The 15,225-nt window shown below is 71.4% G+C and carries 11 protein-coding genes; 6 read left to right on the plus strand and 5 right to left on the minus strand.

Annotated features, from left to right (window positions below):
* Positions 1–64: 64 nt before the first annotated feature.
* A complete protein-coding gene (locus O7595_RS03170) occupies positions 65–1,051 on the minus strand; it encodes an SCO0930 family lipoprotein (RefSeq protein WP_269727192.1) in 987 nt (328 codons plus the stop codon).
* Between the two features lie 753 nt (positions 1,052–1,804).
* Between O7595_RS03170 and O7595_RS03175 the strand changes: the two genes are divergently transcribed.
* Positions 1,805–2,569 (plus strand): bestrophin-like domain, encoded by a 765-nt coding sequence (locus tag O7595_RS03175; protein ID WP_269727193.1) that lies wholly within the window; start codon positions 1,805–1,807, stop codon positions 2,567–2,569.
* A gap of 190 nt (positions 2,570–2,759) precedes the next feature.
* On the plus strand, positions 2,760–3,314 hold the full coding sequence (locus O7595_RS03180; RefSeq protein ID WP_269727194.1) for a hypothetical protein: 555 nt from the start codon (positions 2,760–2,762) through the stop codon (positions 3,312–3,314).
* 116 nt (positions 3,315–3,430) lie between these two features.
* Here O7595_RS03180 and O7595_RS33795 read toward each other — a convergent pair whose 3' ends face one another.
* Complete coding sequence (locus O7595_RS33795) at positions 3,431–4,504, minus strand: hypothetical protein (protein WP_443071553.1); 1,074 nt, start codon at positions 4,502–4,504, stop codon at positions 3,431–3,433.
* Between the two features lie 380 nt (positions 4,505–4,884).
* Here O7595_RS33795 and O7595_RS03190 point away from each other — a divergent pair, with 380 nt between their 5' ends.
* The gene (locus tag O7595_RS03190; protein ID WP_443071554.1) at positions 4,885–5,478 is read left to right on the plus strand and encodes a class F sortase; all 594 of its coding nucleotides are present in this window, start codon (positions 4,885–4,887) and stop codon (positions 5,476–5,478) included.
* A gap of 100 nt (positions 5,479–5,578) precedes the next feature.
* Here O7595_RS03190 and lysX read toward each other — a convergent pair whose 3' ends face one another.
* Entirely contained in the window at positions 5,579–8,890 is a 3,312-nt protein-coding gene (gene lysX / locus O7595_RS03195) for a bifunctional lysylphosphatidylglycerol synthetase/lysine--tRNA ligase LysX (protein WP_269727196.1), read from the minus strand.
* 153 nt (positions 8,891–9,043) lie between these two features.
* On the opposite strand from lysX, the gene O7595_RS03200 reads away from it, so the two are divergent.
* The 3 genes from O7595_RS03200 to O7595_RS03210 all read left to right on the plus strand — a co-directional run bounded on the left by O7595_RS03200 (position 9,044) and on the right by O7595_RS03210 (position 12,161).
* Positions 9,044–10,480 (plus strand): amino acid permease, encoded by a 1,437-nt coding sequence (locus O7595_RS03200; RefSeq protein ID WP_269727197.1) that lies wholly within the window; start codon positions 9,044–9,046, stop codon positions 10,478–10,480.
* Between the two features lie 252 nt (positions 10,481–10,732).
* Complete coding sequence (locus tag O7595_RS03205) at positions 10,733–11,275, plus strand: sigma-70 family RNA polymerase sigma factor (protein WP_269727198.1); 543 nt, start codon at positions 10,733–10,735, stop codon at positions 11,273–11,275.
* A 364-nt stretch (positions 11,276–11,639) separates the two neighbouring features.
* Positions 11,640–12,161: a hypothetical protein gene (locus O7595_RS03210; RefSeq protein ID WP_269727199.1), complete on the plus strand. Its 522-nt coding sequence runs from the start codon at positions 11,640–11,642 to the stop codon at positions 12,159–12,161.
* Positions 12,162–12,261: 100 nt separating this feature from the next.
* On the opposite strand, the gene O7595_RS03215 is transcribed toward O7595_RS03210, so the two are convergent.
* A complete protein-coding gene (locus tag O7595_RS03215) occupies positions 12,262–13,473 on the minus strand; it encodes a sensor histidine kinase (protein WP_269727200.1) in 1,212 nt (403 codons plus the stop codon).
* Positions 13,470–15,203, minus strand: a complete 1,734-nt coding sequence (locus O7595_RS03220; protein WP_269727201.1) for a sodium/solute symporter — start codon at positions 15,201–15,203, stop codon at positions 13,470–13,472. Before O7595_RS03220 ends, O7595_RS03215 begins: the two co-directional genes overlap by 4 nt.
* Between the last annotated feature and the right edge of the window lie 22 nt (positions 15,204–15,225).

Raw genomic sequence — 15,225 nt, forward strand, 5'->3', positions numbered from 1 at the left:
AGCCGACCCGCCGCACGCGGGGGGCGTGGCGGCGGGCCGGTGGCCGGAGGCGCTGCGTGGGGACCTACTTGGGCGCTCCGACCGGCTTGCCCTGGGGCGACACGGCGAACCAGGTGCCGCCCACTCCCTGGCCGTTGGTGTCGCCGGGCTTCTTGTCGCCCGCGAAGGTGTAGATCGGCCAGCAGTCGATGGTCTGCTGCTTGATTCCGTCGGGACGGTCGAAGGTGACGAAGCCCTTCTTCAGAATGCCTTCGGTGTCGTTCTTGTCGACGGGCGCGACGACCGGCCACTTCTCCAGACAGGCGCCCGTGCAGGCGGTCTTCATCGGCCAGGCCGAGTCCTTCGTGAAGCGGTAGACAGTCATTCCGTTCTTGTCGACGACGATCTCGCCGAGCTTCGGGTCCTTGCGGACGGAAAGACCGGCGAGGTCCCCGGATCCGCCGCCGGCCACCGCGCCGCCGCCGGCCTCCTCGCCACCGCCTCCACCGAGCGCCGCCTTCTTCCCGTCGGGCGCCGAGGCGAACCAGGTGCCGCCGACTCCCTGTCCGTTGGCGTCGCCGGGCTTCTTGTCCTTCGCGTAGCGGTACATCGGCCAGCCGCCGACGGTGAGCTGCTTGGTACCGTCGGCACGGGTGACCGAGCCGATCAGCGAGGCGTCGGTGCCGGGGGCCGGAGTGACATCGCCCGCGGCCACCACCGGCCATGCCTTGGCGCAGTCGCCGTTGCAGTTGGACGTCACCGGGTCGACGGAGTCCTTGTCGAAGCGGTAGAGGGTCAGGCCGTCGCTGTCGGTGAGCACCTCGCCGAGCTTCTTGCTCTCCCACACGGCGAGTTGGCCCGCCGTCCTCGGCTTGGCGTCCGCGGCGCCCGCGTCCGCACCGTCACCGTACCCGGCTCCGTATCCGCTGTTGGCGGCCGGCTGCCCGGCGGGGTTGACGGCTCCGACGGCCTGGCCGTTCGGCTGCGCCTCCGTCTCCTGACCGCACGCCGTCGTCAGCGCGAGTACGGCCGCCGCGGTCACCGCGAGCGAGGCGTTCCGCCAGGTCTTCATGTCAACTCCCGTAGCCCGGTGTCCGTTGTGGCGCCCTTGGTGCGCCGTTCATGGCCCTAGGTACGCGCGGTGAGGCGGGGTGTGTTCAACGGCCGGCGGAAAAAATCTCCGCAGGGCGGCAAACACGTTCCCGGGACATCCCCACCATCAGGCGAATCGTTCCCCGTTGGGGCGTGTCCGGCCCTCGCGTGGATCATGCTCACCGGCGTGTACGGATCGCTCGTCGCGCGGCTGCTGTCGGCCGCCGCACTCACCTGGCTGCTGACGGCCCCGCTGCCCGCCGCGGCCGACTCCTGCTCGTACGCCTCGATCGGCCCCGGCGGGCCGAACGGGCCGGACTCCTCCGTCGCGATCGCCGGCGGCGCCCACTGCACGGCGGGCCCGGTCCCCGTTCCCGAACCGCCGCCTCCACCACCGCCACCACCGCCACCACCTCCGCCACCGCCACCACCTCCGCCACCGCCACCGCCGCCACCACCTCCGCCGCCACCACCGCCACCGGCACCCGCGCCGCTCCGGATCGAGCCCGCTCCCCCACCGCCACCACCGCCACCACCGCCTTCCCCGCCCCCGAAGGCCCGCCCCGCGCCGCCGCGGCCGACCCCGGTGGCCCTCCCCCACTACCGCAGGCCCCAACGCGAGGAGCCACGGGGCGGGCCGTCGCTGGTCTCCCTCACGCTCCTGGTCACCGCCCCCGCCGTGCTCGCCGCGGCGTTCCTTCGCCCCCGATCCCGCTAGCCCCCGGAGGTTCACTTGTCGGAGTGGGTCGTACTGTCCCTCGCCATGGCCGCGGCGTGTGCGGTCGTCCTCGCCATCACCGTCATCAACCAGCGGCGGGTCGGTGACGACGACGATCCGTCGGAGACCCCGGACGTCATCGAGTACATGACGATGATGATCGGTGTGGTCTACGCGATCGTCCTCGGCCTGGCCATCGCGGGTGTCTGGGAGGCGCGCGGCGCCGCGGAGGACTCGGTACGCCAGGAGGCCCAGGCACTGCACGAGGTGAGTGCGCGCGCCGAGGTCTACCCGGTCGAGGCGCGCACCCGGATCCGGGACAGCGTCGACACCTATGTCTCGCACGTCGTGAACACGGAGTGGCGCCACATGGTCGAGAAGGGCGAGCTGACGGTGGAAGGCACCCGGCTTCTCGAACAGGTGCGCAGGGACGTGACGGACTACGTACCCAGGAACGACCACGAGGGCCAGGCGTACCAGCCCCTCGTCGACCAGGTGGCGGCGGTCGACGACGCCCGTGGGGCCCGGGGACAGGGCGCCGAGGCCACGATGCCCGGCGTGGTGTGGTTCGGCCTGGTCGCGGGAGCCGTGGTCACCGTCGGCCTGATCTTCACCCTGCAGATCCGCCGCACCTTCAGGGAACTGCTGCTGGCCGGCCTCTTCAGCGCGCTGATCGCCTTCCTGCTCTTCCTGATCTGGGATTTCGACGCGCCGTTCGGACGGGGTCTCTCGGCCGCTCCCGGACCGTTCACCGAACTCTTCCCGCACGTCCTCGGCTGAGCACGACATCTCCGGGTGGCGCAAGCCGGGGAAACCGCCGGTGCGCCACCCGGGGGACAAGCGTGCCCCATTCGCCCGTCTGAGATCGCGGGGGTGAAGGCGCACTTCTAGCGTTTCGGTCATCGAGGTGCATTCCCTGCCCTTGTGGAAACCCTTCCGCAACTGCTCCTCGGGGACCCGGAGGATTGCCATGCGCGCGATACCCGTCGCGTCCGCCGCTCTCATGGGAGCGGCCACCCTCGCCCTGACCCTTCCCACCGCGGCGGCCGACACCGCCGACGGCGCCGGCGGCAGCGTCCGCAAGCAGCCGTTCTCGTTCGCCGTCACCCCCTCGACCGTCGCCCCGGGCGGCACCGTCACGCTGGGCGTGTCCGGCTGCAGCACCACGGCCACGGCCTCGTCGGGCGTGTTCGACACCGTGACCATCCCTCCCCGCCAGACCGGCACGGCGAGGGTCGACCTGGACGCACGGCGCGGTGCCGTGTACTCGGTCCAGTTCACGTGCAACAACCAGACCGGCACCACGGACCTCACCATCTCCGGCGGCAGTGGCGCGGCGGTCACGCCCACCATTCGCTCCACCAGCACGGCCGCACCCCAGCCCCAGGGCGTCAAGGGCGGTCTGGGCGGCAGCATCGGCGGTATGAACGCGGCGGAGATCGCGGCCGGCGTCGTGCTCGTCCTGGCAGCGTCCGGTGGCGTCGTCTACGTGGTGCGCCGCCGCTCGGGCGGCCGGCTGCACTGACCTTCTCGCTGCCGGCACCTGTTCCGTTCCGTGCCCGCACCGCCCGTCGCCCCGAGTCATCCTGGTTCAGGACTCGGGGCGACGGGCGGTGAAGGCCGACCGGGAGGTTCGGCCCTTCAGGCCTCTCCGCCGCTCATGCCGCGGCGACGCCGGAAGAGGTAGACCGCGCCACCGACGGCCGCCGTGGCGACGAGACCTCCGCCCACGGCCATCTCGGTGCTGGAAGGGCCCTGCGAGCCACCGAGACCACCCTGGGCACCGCGGCCCGAGAGCACGATGAAGGTGCGTGTCGCGATCCGGTTGCTGTCGTGGCACCGGACGGCCAGGTTGTACTGGCCCGGGGTCGCACGGTCGAAGATGCGGGCCGTCGCGACGGCGACACCCTCCCCGCCCCGGAAGTTGTCGAAGCGATCGCGGTCGTTGCGACGGTTGTCATTGCGGCCGTTGTCGTTCCGGCGGTTGTCGTTGCGGCCTTCGTTGCCGCGGCCGTTGTTGTTGCCGCCCTGGTCGTTGCGGCCGTTGTTGTTGTTGCGGCCGTTGTTGTTGCCACCCTGATCATTGCGGCCGTTGTTGTTACCGCCCTGATCATTGCGGCCGTTGTTGTTGTTGTTGCGGCCGTTGTTGTTGCCGCCCTGATCGTTACGGCCGTTGTTGTTACCGCCCTGGTCGTTACGGCCGTTGTTGTTGCCGCCCTGATCATTGCGGCCGTTGTTGTTACCGCCCTGATCATTGCGGCCGTTGTTGTTACCCCACTGGTCGTTACGGCCGTTGTTGTTACCGCCCTGATCCCGGCCGCTGGCGTTGCCGTTCCCGTTGCCGTTCTGGTCCTGACCGAAGCCGTTCGCGTTCCCGTTGCCGTTCGCGTTCCCGTTGCCGTTGCCGTTCTGGTCCTGGCCGAAGCCGTTCGCGTTGCCCTCGTCCCCCGCCCGCTTGCCACTCGGGCCGTAGAACCCTCCGCGGTGGGCGCTGAGGTTGGCGGCGGGGAAGGCGTTGGACGACACCGTGCCGCCGCGGTGGCAGCCGTCGACCAGGATGGTCAGCGTCGAGCCCTGGTGGACCTCGGACGGGGAGAGACGGACGTTGGCCGGACCGTTGCCACCTCCGGTGGCGGTGGCGGCGACCACGGGAGAAGTGGCGCCCATGGCCGCACACGCGGTGATCGCCACCGCGACAGCGCGTGAAGCACGCATGGTTGAACCTCCATCGGAGGTGCGCCCCGGAACGGTGCTCCGGAGATTTCGACGAGAACGCCCTCCATGACGAAACCCTCACCGGCTTGCACATCCGTCGCATTTCGGGACTCGTCCACCCCGGTGATCGACACGCCGGGGCGAGCAGCCCGGATCTGACGGAGTCGCAGGTCACGGACCGTCAGAGAATTTGACCGACTGTCTACTCGTATGGGTCACCCCGACTGGCCGTACCACCCGTTCGCCCCTCTCAGGTCGCGGCTTCTCCCCCATGTGCTTAGCGTGCGGGCAGACGATGAGATGGGAGAACCATGCGCCGGCAGGAGTTCACGGGGTCGGATCCGAGGAGACGCTCCCCTTGGGGCGTACTGGCCCTTGTCATGCTCACAGGACTCGCCCTGGTGCGGAACGGCGTCGACGTCGGTATGGGGCCGCCCCAGCCCGCCGTCGCGGCTTCGCTGGACGACGTACGCGCCAACCAGGACTCCATTCCGCTGCCCGGCACGGTCGAGCCGCTACCGTACGCCCCGGCCTCGCGGATCGCCATCCGATCCGTCGGCGTCGACGCGCCCATCATCGACGTGGGGCTCGACACCAACGGCTGGATCGAGGCCCCGCCTGCACAGGACCCCAACCTCGCCGGTTGGTACCAGAACGGCATCGCCCCCGGCCAGCAGGGCACCGCCGTGGTCGTCGGCCATGTCGACAACGCCGGTGGGCCCGCCGTGTTCTACGGGCTCGGTTCGATGCAGAAGGGCCAGCACGTCGAGGTGACCCGCTACGACGGCCGGGTGGCCGTGTTCGAGGTGTACGGCGTCGAGGTGTTCTCCAAGAACAACTTCCCGGGCGCACGGGTCTACGGCGACACCGGCACCCCCGAACTGCGGGTGATCACCTGCGGCGGCGGCTACTCGCGCGGCACCGGCTACGACGGGAACGTCGTCGTCTTCGCCCGTATGGTCGCCACGCGCTGAGGCCGCTCCCCCCGCCGGACGGACCGCTCCCGGTGCCGTCCGGCGGGGGCACGTCCCGGCGGCAGCGGCAACGCGGTCCGGTCGACGGCGCGTCCTGCGTTCAGTGCCTGCGGACCAGGGGGAACGGCAGCGTCTCGCGGATGGTCAGCCCCGTCAGGAACATCACCAGCCGGTCCACACCGATGCCGAGCCCTCCCGTCGGGGGCATCGCGTACTCCAGGGCGTCGAGGAAGTCCTCGTCGAGTTCCATGGCCTCGGGGTCGCCGCCGGCCGCGAGCAGGGACTGGGCGGTGAGCCGCCGCCGCTGCTCGACCGGGTCGGTCAGTTCCGAGTACGCCGTGCCGAGTTCGGTCCCGAAGGCGACCAGGTCCCAGCGTTCCGCGAGACGCGGGTCGCGGCGGTGCTGGCGGGTCAGCGGGGACACGTCGGTCGGGAAGTCCTTGTAGAAGGTGGGCAGCTGGGTCGTCTCCTCGACCAGCCGCTCGTACATCTCCAGCACGACGTCGCCGCGCGTGTCCTCGGGACCGTGCGGTACTCCCGCGAGGTCGCAGAGCCGTCGCAGCCGCTCCTCTTCGGTGTCGGCGTCCACCTGTTCGCCGAGCGCCTCGGACACCGCTCCGTACAGGGTCTTGACGGGCCAGGTGCCGGAGATGTCGTGGACGACGAGCTTGCCGTCGGGGCCCTTCTTGTGGGCGACCGGAGCGCCGAACGCGGCGGTGGCGGCGCCCTGGATGAGCTCGCGGGTCAGGTCGAGCATCACGTCGTAGTCGGCGAAGGCCTGGTACGCCTCCAGCATCGTGAACTCGGGGTTGTGCTTGTACGAGACGCCCTCGTTGCGGAAGGTGCGGCCCATCTCGAAGACCTTCTCCATGCCGCCCACGCACAGCCTCTTGAGGAACAGCTCGGGCGCGATCCGCAGGTACAGGTCCATGTCGTAGGCGTTGATGTGGGTGGTGAACGGGCGGGCGTTGGCGCCCCCGTGGATCTGCTGGAGCATCGGGGTCTCGACCTCGAGGTAGCCGCGGTCGAGCAGCCCCTGCCTCAGTGCCTGGACCGCCGTGGAGCGGGCCCGGACGACGCCGCGGGCGTCGGGGCTGGTGACCAGGTCGAGATAGCGGCGGCGTACCCGTGCCTCCGGGTCGGCCAGTCCCCGGCGTTTGTCGGGCAGCGGACGCAGGCACTTGGCGGTGAGCTGCCAGGCGTCTGCGAAGACGGTGAGCTCGCCGCTGTCGCTGGCGCCGATCTCGCCGGTGGCGGTGACGTGGTCGCCCAGGTCGACGTCGGCGGAGAAGGCGGCGAGCACACCGGGGCCGGAACCGTCGCGGGTCAGGGCGATCTGGAGGTCGCCTGACCAGTCGCGCAGCACGGCGAAGAGGACTCCGCCGAAGTCGCGTACGGCCATGACCCGCCCGGCGACCGTGGCCCGTTCACCGCTACGGGTCCCGGGGGGCACGTCCGGACGGGCGGCGCGTACGGCGGCGAGGGGGTCGATGCGTGCGGCGACGCCGACGGGGTACGGCTCGACGCCCTGCTCGCGCAGCCGTTCGAGCTTGCGGTGGCGGATACGCACCTGTTCGGGCAGTCGGCGCTCCCCCATGGGCCGTACGGTGTCGGGTCCGGCGAGCTCCAGCGCGTCGAGCGGCGGCAGGTCCCTGGTGCCGGCGACCGGCCCGGCGACCTCGCCGCGCGGCCGCCCGTTGCCCCAGCGCTTGCGCAGCCGGGGCACGGAGACGAAGCCCTCCGCGATCGCGGAGGCGAGGCCGATACGCGCGAGGGCCCCGGCGTCCCCGTAGCAGAGGAAGCGCGGGTACCAGGCCGGCTGGTACTTCACGTTGGAGCGGTACAGCGCCTCCAACTGCCACCACTTGGAGAAGAACAGCAGCAGCCTGCGCCAGAGCCGCAGGACCGGTCCGGCGCCGATCCTGGCGCCTTCCTCGAACACGGATCGGAAGACGGCGAAGTTGAGGGAGATCCGGCGCACGCCGAGCTGCGGGGCCTCGGCACACAGCTCGGCGACCATGAACTCCATGATCCCGTTGGGTGCGTGGTCGCGGTCCCGGCGCATCACGTCGAGGGAGATCCCGTCGCGTCCCCAGGGGACGAAGGAGAGCAGGGCGATGAGGTTCCCGCCGGAGTCGAGGGCCTCGACGAGCAGACAGTCCCCGTCCTCGGGGTCGCCGAGCCGGTCGAGGGCCATCGAGAAGCCGCGCTCGGTCTCGGTGTCGCGCCAGGCGTCGGCGCGGTCGATGATCTGCTTCATCTCGTCGGCGCCGAGGGCGGAGTGCCGACGGATGCGGGTGGTGGCCCCGAGCCTGCGGACCCGGCCGACGGCCTGCCGGGTGACGCGCATGTCCCGGCCGTTCAGGTCGAAGCGGTCGACGTGCAGGATCGCCTCGTCCCCGAGCTGGATGGCGCCGAGCCCCGAGCGCGCGTAGGCGCGTGCACCGTCCTCGGACGCGCCCATCACGGCCGGCGCCCAGGCGTAGCGGCGGGCGACGTCCAGCCAGGTCTCGATGGCGGGGGTCCATGCCTCCGTGTCGCCGACGGGGTCCCCGCTGGCGAGGGCCACGCCGGCCTCGACGCGGTAGGTGACGGCGGCTTTGCCGTTGGGCGCGAAGACGACGGCCTTGTCCCGGCGGGTGGCGAAGTAGCCGAGCGAGTCCTGGGAGCCGTAGGCGCCGAGCAGGGCGCGAATGCGGGGTTCCTCGTCGCCGTGCAGCGCGGCCTCCATCCGCTGGGAGCGGAACAGGGTCCGGGCGGAGTTGAGCAGCGCGAGCGCGCCGAAGAGGCCGAGGAGGAAGAACAGGGCGCGGGGCGGAGTGCCGTCGAACTGGGCGTTGGAGACGAGCCCGCCGAGCACCCGGTTGGCGGCCCACAGCAGCCGCTGCCCCTGCGGGAGGTCGTTGGGGAAGATCTCCACGAGCCCCCAGCCGACGAGCACGGCCAGCACGAGCCCGAGAACGAGCACGAGGAGGGCGTGCCACAGGGCCCCTCGGCGGGTCAGGGCGTAGAACTCACCGCGCGCTGCGAAGAGCACGCCGAGGGCGATCAGGCACAGGACCAGGTTGGGGATCCAGGACCAGTCCCGCAGGAGGGCCAGGGTGAGGACGTCGGTGAGGACGAGCAGGACGAGGTAGGCGACGACGAGCCACCAGGCGGCCTTCTTGCGGGCGCCGATGGCCGCCGCCAGCAGGAGCAGGAAGACGGCGTAGGCCAGGTTGGCGCTGACGGGTACGGCCACCAGGTCGAGGAACGCGGAGACGGGGCTCAGCAGCCTGCGCAGCGGGGCGATGAGCGCGATCACCGCGCAGTACACCCCGAGCAGGGCGAAGAACATCGCGAAGGCGCCCGGCACCCTGGCATTCAGGCCGCTCCGGGCGGCGGTCGCACGCTCCGCCACGCTGATGCTCATGCTCCGCACTCTAGGGAGACGGCCGCCGGGCCGCCTGTCGGGCGGGGCGGGGGACCCCCACCTCGACGCCACCGCATGTCGCCTTCCACCACTGCACCACCTCGGCCATCATGAGCCGCCATCGGCCGACAGCAGTCCGCGAAGAGGTGTCTCATGGCAGGCCTCCGGGTGGGGCGGGGCGTATTGCGCCGCAAGCCCATCGAACAGATCCACGAGGGTGCTCCGAGCGAACAGCTCACCAGAACGCTCGGCCTCTGGCAGCTCACCGCGATCGGCGTCGGCGGCATCATCGGTGCCGGCATCTTCGCCCTGGCGGGCGCGGTGGCGCACGACAGGGCCGGGCCGGCGGTGGTCGTGTCGTTCCTGATCGCGGGTGTGGCGAGCGCCGCCGCGGCCTTCTCGTACGCGGAGTTCGCGGGCCTGATCCCGAAGGCGGGCTCGGCGTACACGTACGGGTACGCGGTGCTCGGCGAGCTGGCGGGCTGGTTCATCGGCTGGGACCTGCTGCTGGAGTACACGGCGATCGTGGCGGTGGTCGCCATCGGGATCTCCGGCTACTTCGGCTTCCTCCTGGGCCAGCTGGGGCTCGATCTGCCCGCGTGGATGCTGGGCGCGCCGGGCACGGGTCCCGGCCACAAGGTCGATCTCTTCGCGATGGTCCTGTGTCTGTTCATCGCCTGTCTGCTGACGCTGGGGATCAAGAACGCGGCCCGGTTCGAGACGGTCGTGGTGGTGCTGAAGGTCCTGGTCGTGCTGCTGGTGATCGCGGTCGGCCTCTTCCACATCGACACGGCGAACTACGACCCGTTCTTCCCGTTCGGCGTCAGCGGGGCGATCACGGGGGCCGCGACCGTCTTCTTCGCGGTGTTCGGTTACGACGCCATGTCCACGGCCGCGGAGGAGTCCAAGGACGCCCAGCGCCACATGCCCAAGGCGATCGTCTACTCGCTGGCGATCTCGATGGTGCTCTACGTGCTGGCCTGCCTGGTGCTGACGGGTATGCAGAACTACCGGGAGATCGATCCGGAGAGCGGATTCTCGACGGCCTTCAAGGCGGTGGGGCTGGGGAGTCTGGCCAATGTCATCGCGATCGGCGCCATCATCGGGATCCTCACCGTGATGTTCACGTTCATGCTGGGCGTGACGCGCGTGTGGTTCTCGATGAGCCGGGACGGGCTGCTGCCGCGCTGGTTCGCCAAGACGCACCCCACGCGGCACGTGCCCGTGCGGGTGACGTGGATCGTCGGTGCCGGCTCCGCGCTGATCGCCGGCTTCCTGCCCATCGGCGAGGCCGCCGAGTTGACGAACATCGGCATCCTGCTGGCCTTCGTGGTGGTGTGCGTCGCGGTGATCGTGCTGCGCTACCGGCAGCCCGACCTGCCGCGGACGTTCCGCTGCCCGGGCATGCCGTTCGTTCCGGCGATCGGCGTGGTGTTCTCCCTCTGGCTGATCACTTTCCTGGACCGGCAGACCTGGGTCCGGTTCGCGGTGTGGCTCGTGGTCGGGCTGATCGTCTACTTCGCCTACTCGTACCGGCACTCGAACCTCGCGAAGGAGGAATCCGACGGGCCGGCGGAGCCGAACGGGTGATCGCGGGTGTCGTGGGCCTGCCGGTACCGGCCCCCGCACGCACGGCCCCGCCCCGTCCCGCGCCGTCCCAGCGGGCGCGCGGCCGTCACGAGCACGTCCGGCCGACCGTTCGGCGCACCATTCGCCGCTCCGTGCGACCGCTCGTCGCACACCCGTGCTCGACGCCTGTCCCTCCGCTCGCCGATGCGTTCGTATACGCCACGTAGCACACGGAGCACCGAACCCCGGAATCCTGCGGGAAGGGAGCCGACGATGACGACGGCGACGGCGACGACCGACGAGCGGGCCCTGGCGGAGCTGCAGCGCGAACACGGTCCCGCCCTGCTGAGCTTTCTCGTCGGCCTGACGTACGGGGACCGGCAGCGTGCGGAGGACCTGCTGCAGGAGACCCTGCTCAGGGCCTGGCAGCACCCTGAGGCGTTCGACGCGCCCTACGAGTCGATGCGTCCGTGGCTCTTCACCGTCGGACGGCGCCTCGCGATCGACGCGCGCCGGTCACGGCTCGCACGGCCGGCGGAGATCGGGGACGGCGTACTGGCCGCGACGCCGGACCCCTCCGACGTGACGGACCGGGCGGTCGCCGCGCTCGACGTGCGGGCAGCGGTCAGGTCACTGAGCCCGGAACACCGTGCCGTGCTGGTGCAGATCTACTTCCGGGGCCGGAGCGTGGCCGAGGCCGCCCGGGCGCTCGGCATCCCTCAGGGCACGGTCAAGTCCCGTTCGCACCACGCGCTGCGCGCCATGGCCCGCAGTCTGCCGGGCTACAGCAGGAGACCGCTGTCCTCGGCGGCGTGAGCCGACCCGCCCTCCGTGCGCCCAGGAGGTGGTGCCGGCAGCGACCCTCCCTTCCCGGGGCCGGGAGCGACCGCTCTCCGTGCCGCTCGCCCATTCGTCGCGGGCCGCTCCGGATACGGCGCCGCACGGGTGCCGCACCGGTGCCGCACACGGGGCGCGCACACGGCGCCACGGGATACGGTCCGGTCACTTCCGTCCCCGGATTCCCTCGGGGCACCTGTTCTCCCTGGGGCCACGTTCACGGGCGACCGGATTCGAAACCACCCGCTCGAGTTGAGTAAAGAGGAACCGTGACACGTGTCTTCGGGTGGAGGCTCGTCGTCGAGACCCGTGCCCGAACACGTCCCGGGAGAAGGTGGAGAGAGTGCGGCCCGAGAGTACGAACGGCACCAGCGGAGGCGGTCTGGCAGTCCCCATGGCATGGCTGTGCGCCGAGTACCTCGCCGACGAGGTGCTGCGCACCGGCTGTCTGGTGGAGCCGGGTTCGCTGGAGTACAGAGTCGGCCGGGCGACGCTGGCGCTGACGGTCCATCTGTGCGGCGCCGAGGACGGCCCGACCGGTGTCCCCACCGCGTCACGGCTGGACGAATGGCTGTCCGTCACGGCCTACGGTCATCCGTGGCAGGAGTGGGTGCGCGACCGCATGGCCGAACGGGAGTCGTTCGACCGGGACGTCCCCGGCACGGATCCCGATCTCGCCCTGGCCCGCGACACCTGGGGATGGCTGGAGCGGACCGAACTCCTCGCCGCCGATCTGGGGGACGACACCGACCCGTGGCACCCGGCCCTTCCGGTGGACCCGGCCGCCGGCGAGAACGCCCAGGTGTGGACGCCGGCCTGGCGCATCGGTCTCCCGCTGGGCCATCTGGCCATCCATCTGTACTGACCCGGCCCCGAGGTACCGACCCCGTCCTGAGAGGTACTCGCCCAGCCCTGAGAGGTACCCGGTGCTGAGGTGGTCGCCGGGCCCGAACGCGCCGCCCGGATCAGGGTGCGCCCGCGTTCTTGTGCACGCCCGCGCGGTACTTGGGAATGCGTACGGTGATCTTCATTCCCGCCCCGACCCCCGTCTCGATGACCAGCCCGTGGGCGTCCCCGTACACCTGCCGCAGCCGCTCGTCGACGTTGGAGAGACCGATCCCGGAAGGGCGGTCGGCCTCCCGCGCGAGGATCCGGCGCAGTTCGGCCGGGTCCATGCCGACGCCGTCGTCCTCGATCGTCACCACCGCCTCCGAGCCCGCGTCCTGGGCGGAGAGGGAGATCCGGCACGTCCGACCGGCGTCCTCGAGGCCGTGCTTCACCGCGTTCTCGACGAGCGGCTGGAGGCAGAGGAACGGCAGGGAGACCGGGAGGACTTCGGGCGCGATCTGGAGGGTCACCTTCAGCCGGTCGCCGAAGCGGGCCCCGGCGAGGGCGAGGTACTGCTCGATGCAGCGCAACTCGTCGGCGAGATGGGTGAAGTCCCCGTGCCGGCGGAAGGAGTAGCGGGTGAAGTCGGCGAACTCGAGCAGGAGTTCCCGCGCCCGTTCCGGGTCGGTGCGGACGAAGGAGGCGATGGCCGCGAGCGAGTTGAAGATGAAGTGCGGGGAGATCTGGGCGCGCAGGGCACGGATCTCGGCCTCGATGAGACGGGTTCGGGAGCGGTCGAGCTCGGCCAGTTCCAGCTGGACGGAGACCCAGCGGGCGACCTCGGTGGCGGCCCGCACGAGGACCGCCGACTCCCCCGAACCGTAGGCGACGAGCGTGCCGAGCACGCCCTCCTCCCCGGTCAGCGGGGCGATCACGGCCCAGCGGAGCGGGCACTCCACCTCGTCGCATCCGGTGCGTACGCTCTGGCTGCGACCGGATTCGAGCACGTCGCCGACGCGGTGCATCACGCGTTCCTGGTGATGGTCCGCGCCGATTCCGTCCCAGGCGAGGACGGTCTCCCGGTCGGTGAGGCACAGCGCCTGGGTACCGAGCAGTGAGCGCAGCCGGCGGGCGGCCCTGCGCGCGGTGTCCTCGGTGAGCCCGGCACGCAGCGGCGGCGCGGCGAGGGAGGCGGTGTGCAGGGTGTGGAAGGTGGCCCGTTCGACGGGCGTGCCGAGGTCGGGCCCGGTGCCGGCGCCGCGGCGGGCCGTGACCCGGCCGAGGGCGAATCCGGCGGCGAGCAGTACGGCCGCGGCCGCGCCGAGTGCCGCCAGCGCCGTCCCGGTCATCGCCGTGCTCCTTCGTGCTGTGGCCGGCCGACGATGTCCTCCGGCAGATGGAGGCGGGCGAGGATGGCGGCGGCGCCGGGGGGTACGTGGCGCGGTGTCGCCAGCGACACCAGGATCATGGTGAGAAAGCCCAGCGGCACCGACCAGACGGCCGGCCAGGCCATGAGGGTGTGCGGCCACCCATCGGGGGCGAGTCCGGCTCGGGTGGCCATCACTGCGGTCAGCGCGGCACCGCCACCGGTGACCAGCCCGGCCGCGGCACCCGGCGCGGTGAGACCACGCCACCAGATGCCGAGGACGAGGAGCGGGCAGAAGGACGACGCGGAGACGGCGAAGGCCAGCCCGACGGCGTCGGCGACCGGCACATTGGTGGCGACGACGCTGACGGCGAGCGGCACCGCCATGGCGAGGACGGTCGCGAGCCGGAAGTGGCGTACGCCGCGCGAGGGCAGGACGTCCTGGCTGAGGACCCCGGCGACGGACATGGTGAGCCCGGACGCGGTGGACAGGAAGGCGGCGAACGCGCCGCCCGCGAGAAGGGCGCCGAGCAGGTCGCCCGCGAGTCCGCCGACCATCCGTTCCGGCAGGACGAGCACGGCGGCGTCGGCGTCGCCGGTCAGGGCGAGTTCCGGGGCGTAGATCCGGCCGAGGGCCCCGTACACGGGAGGCAGCAGGTAGAAGGCGCCGATCAGGCCCAGGACCACGAGGGTGGTACGGCGCGCCGCGCGGCCGTTGGGGCTCGTGTAGAACCGGACGGCGACGTGCGGCAGACCCATGGTGCCGAGGAAGGTGGCGAGTATCAGGCCGTAGGTGGCGTACAGCTGGTAGCCGTCGCGTCCGCCCGCGAGTGGCTGGGACCAGCCGGCGGGGTCGGCGCCGGTGGATGCCCGTTCGGGTATGTCCGCACCCGGGGGGAAGGCGAGCGTGGTGCCCGACTCCACACGGTGGGTGCCCTCGTCGAGGGTGGTCCGACCCCCCTCGTGGCGGGTGCCGTCGACCGTGCCGGTCACCCCGACGGACAGCGGTGCGTCCAGTTCGATCCGTACGGTGGCGTCGAGCCGGACCTCCGTGTGCTCGCGCAGGACGGCCGGCGCGTCGAAGCGTGCGCGGGGCGCGTCGTCCCCGGCCCAGGCGGCGACGAGGAACAGGGCGGGGACCAGCAGCGCCGTGAGCTTCAGCCAGTACTGGAACGCCTGCACGAAGGTGATGGAACGCATACCGCCCGCGGCGACGGCGCCCGTGACGACGACGGCGACGAGCAGTCCGCCGAACCAGTCCGGGGCGCCGGTGAGGATCTCCAGGGTCAGTCCCGCGCCCTGGAGCTGCGGCAGCAGATAGAGCCAGGCGATACCGACGACGAACAGGCTGGCGAGGCGCCGCACCGCGGGCGACTCGAGCCTCGCCTCGGCGAAGTCGGAGAGCGTGTACGCGCCCGAGCGCCGCAGCGGAGCGGCGACGAGGACGAGCAGCACGAGATAGCCGGCCGTGTAGCCGACCGGGTACCAGAGCATGTCGGGACCCTGGAGGAGGACCAGTCCGGCGATGCCGAGGAAGGAGGCGGCGGACAGGTACTCGCCGCTGATGGCGGCGGCGTTCAGCCCGGGGTTGACGGTGCGTGAGGCGACGTAGAAGTCGGAGGTCGTCCGGGAGATGCGCAGACCGAGGGCACCGATGAGGACGGTCGCCAGCACCACGAAGGTCACGGCCGTCACCGCGTAGGTCTGGTTCACCGGTCGGCCCCCACTGGCGGTC

Origin of the sequence: Streptomyces sp. WMMC940, from assembly GCF_027460265.1 — a bacterium.
Taxonomy (GTDB): domain Bacteria; phylum Actinomycetota; class Actinomycetes; order Streptomycetales; family Streptomycetaceae; genus Streptomyces.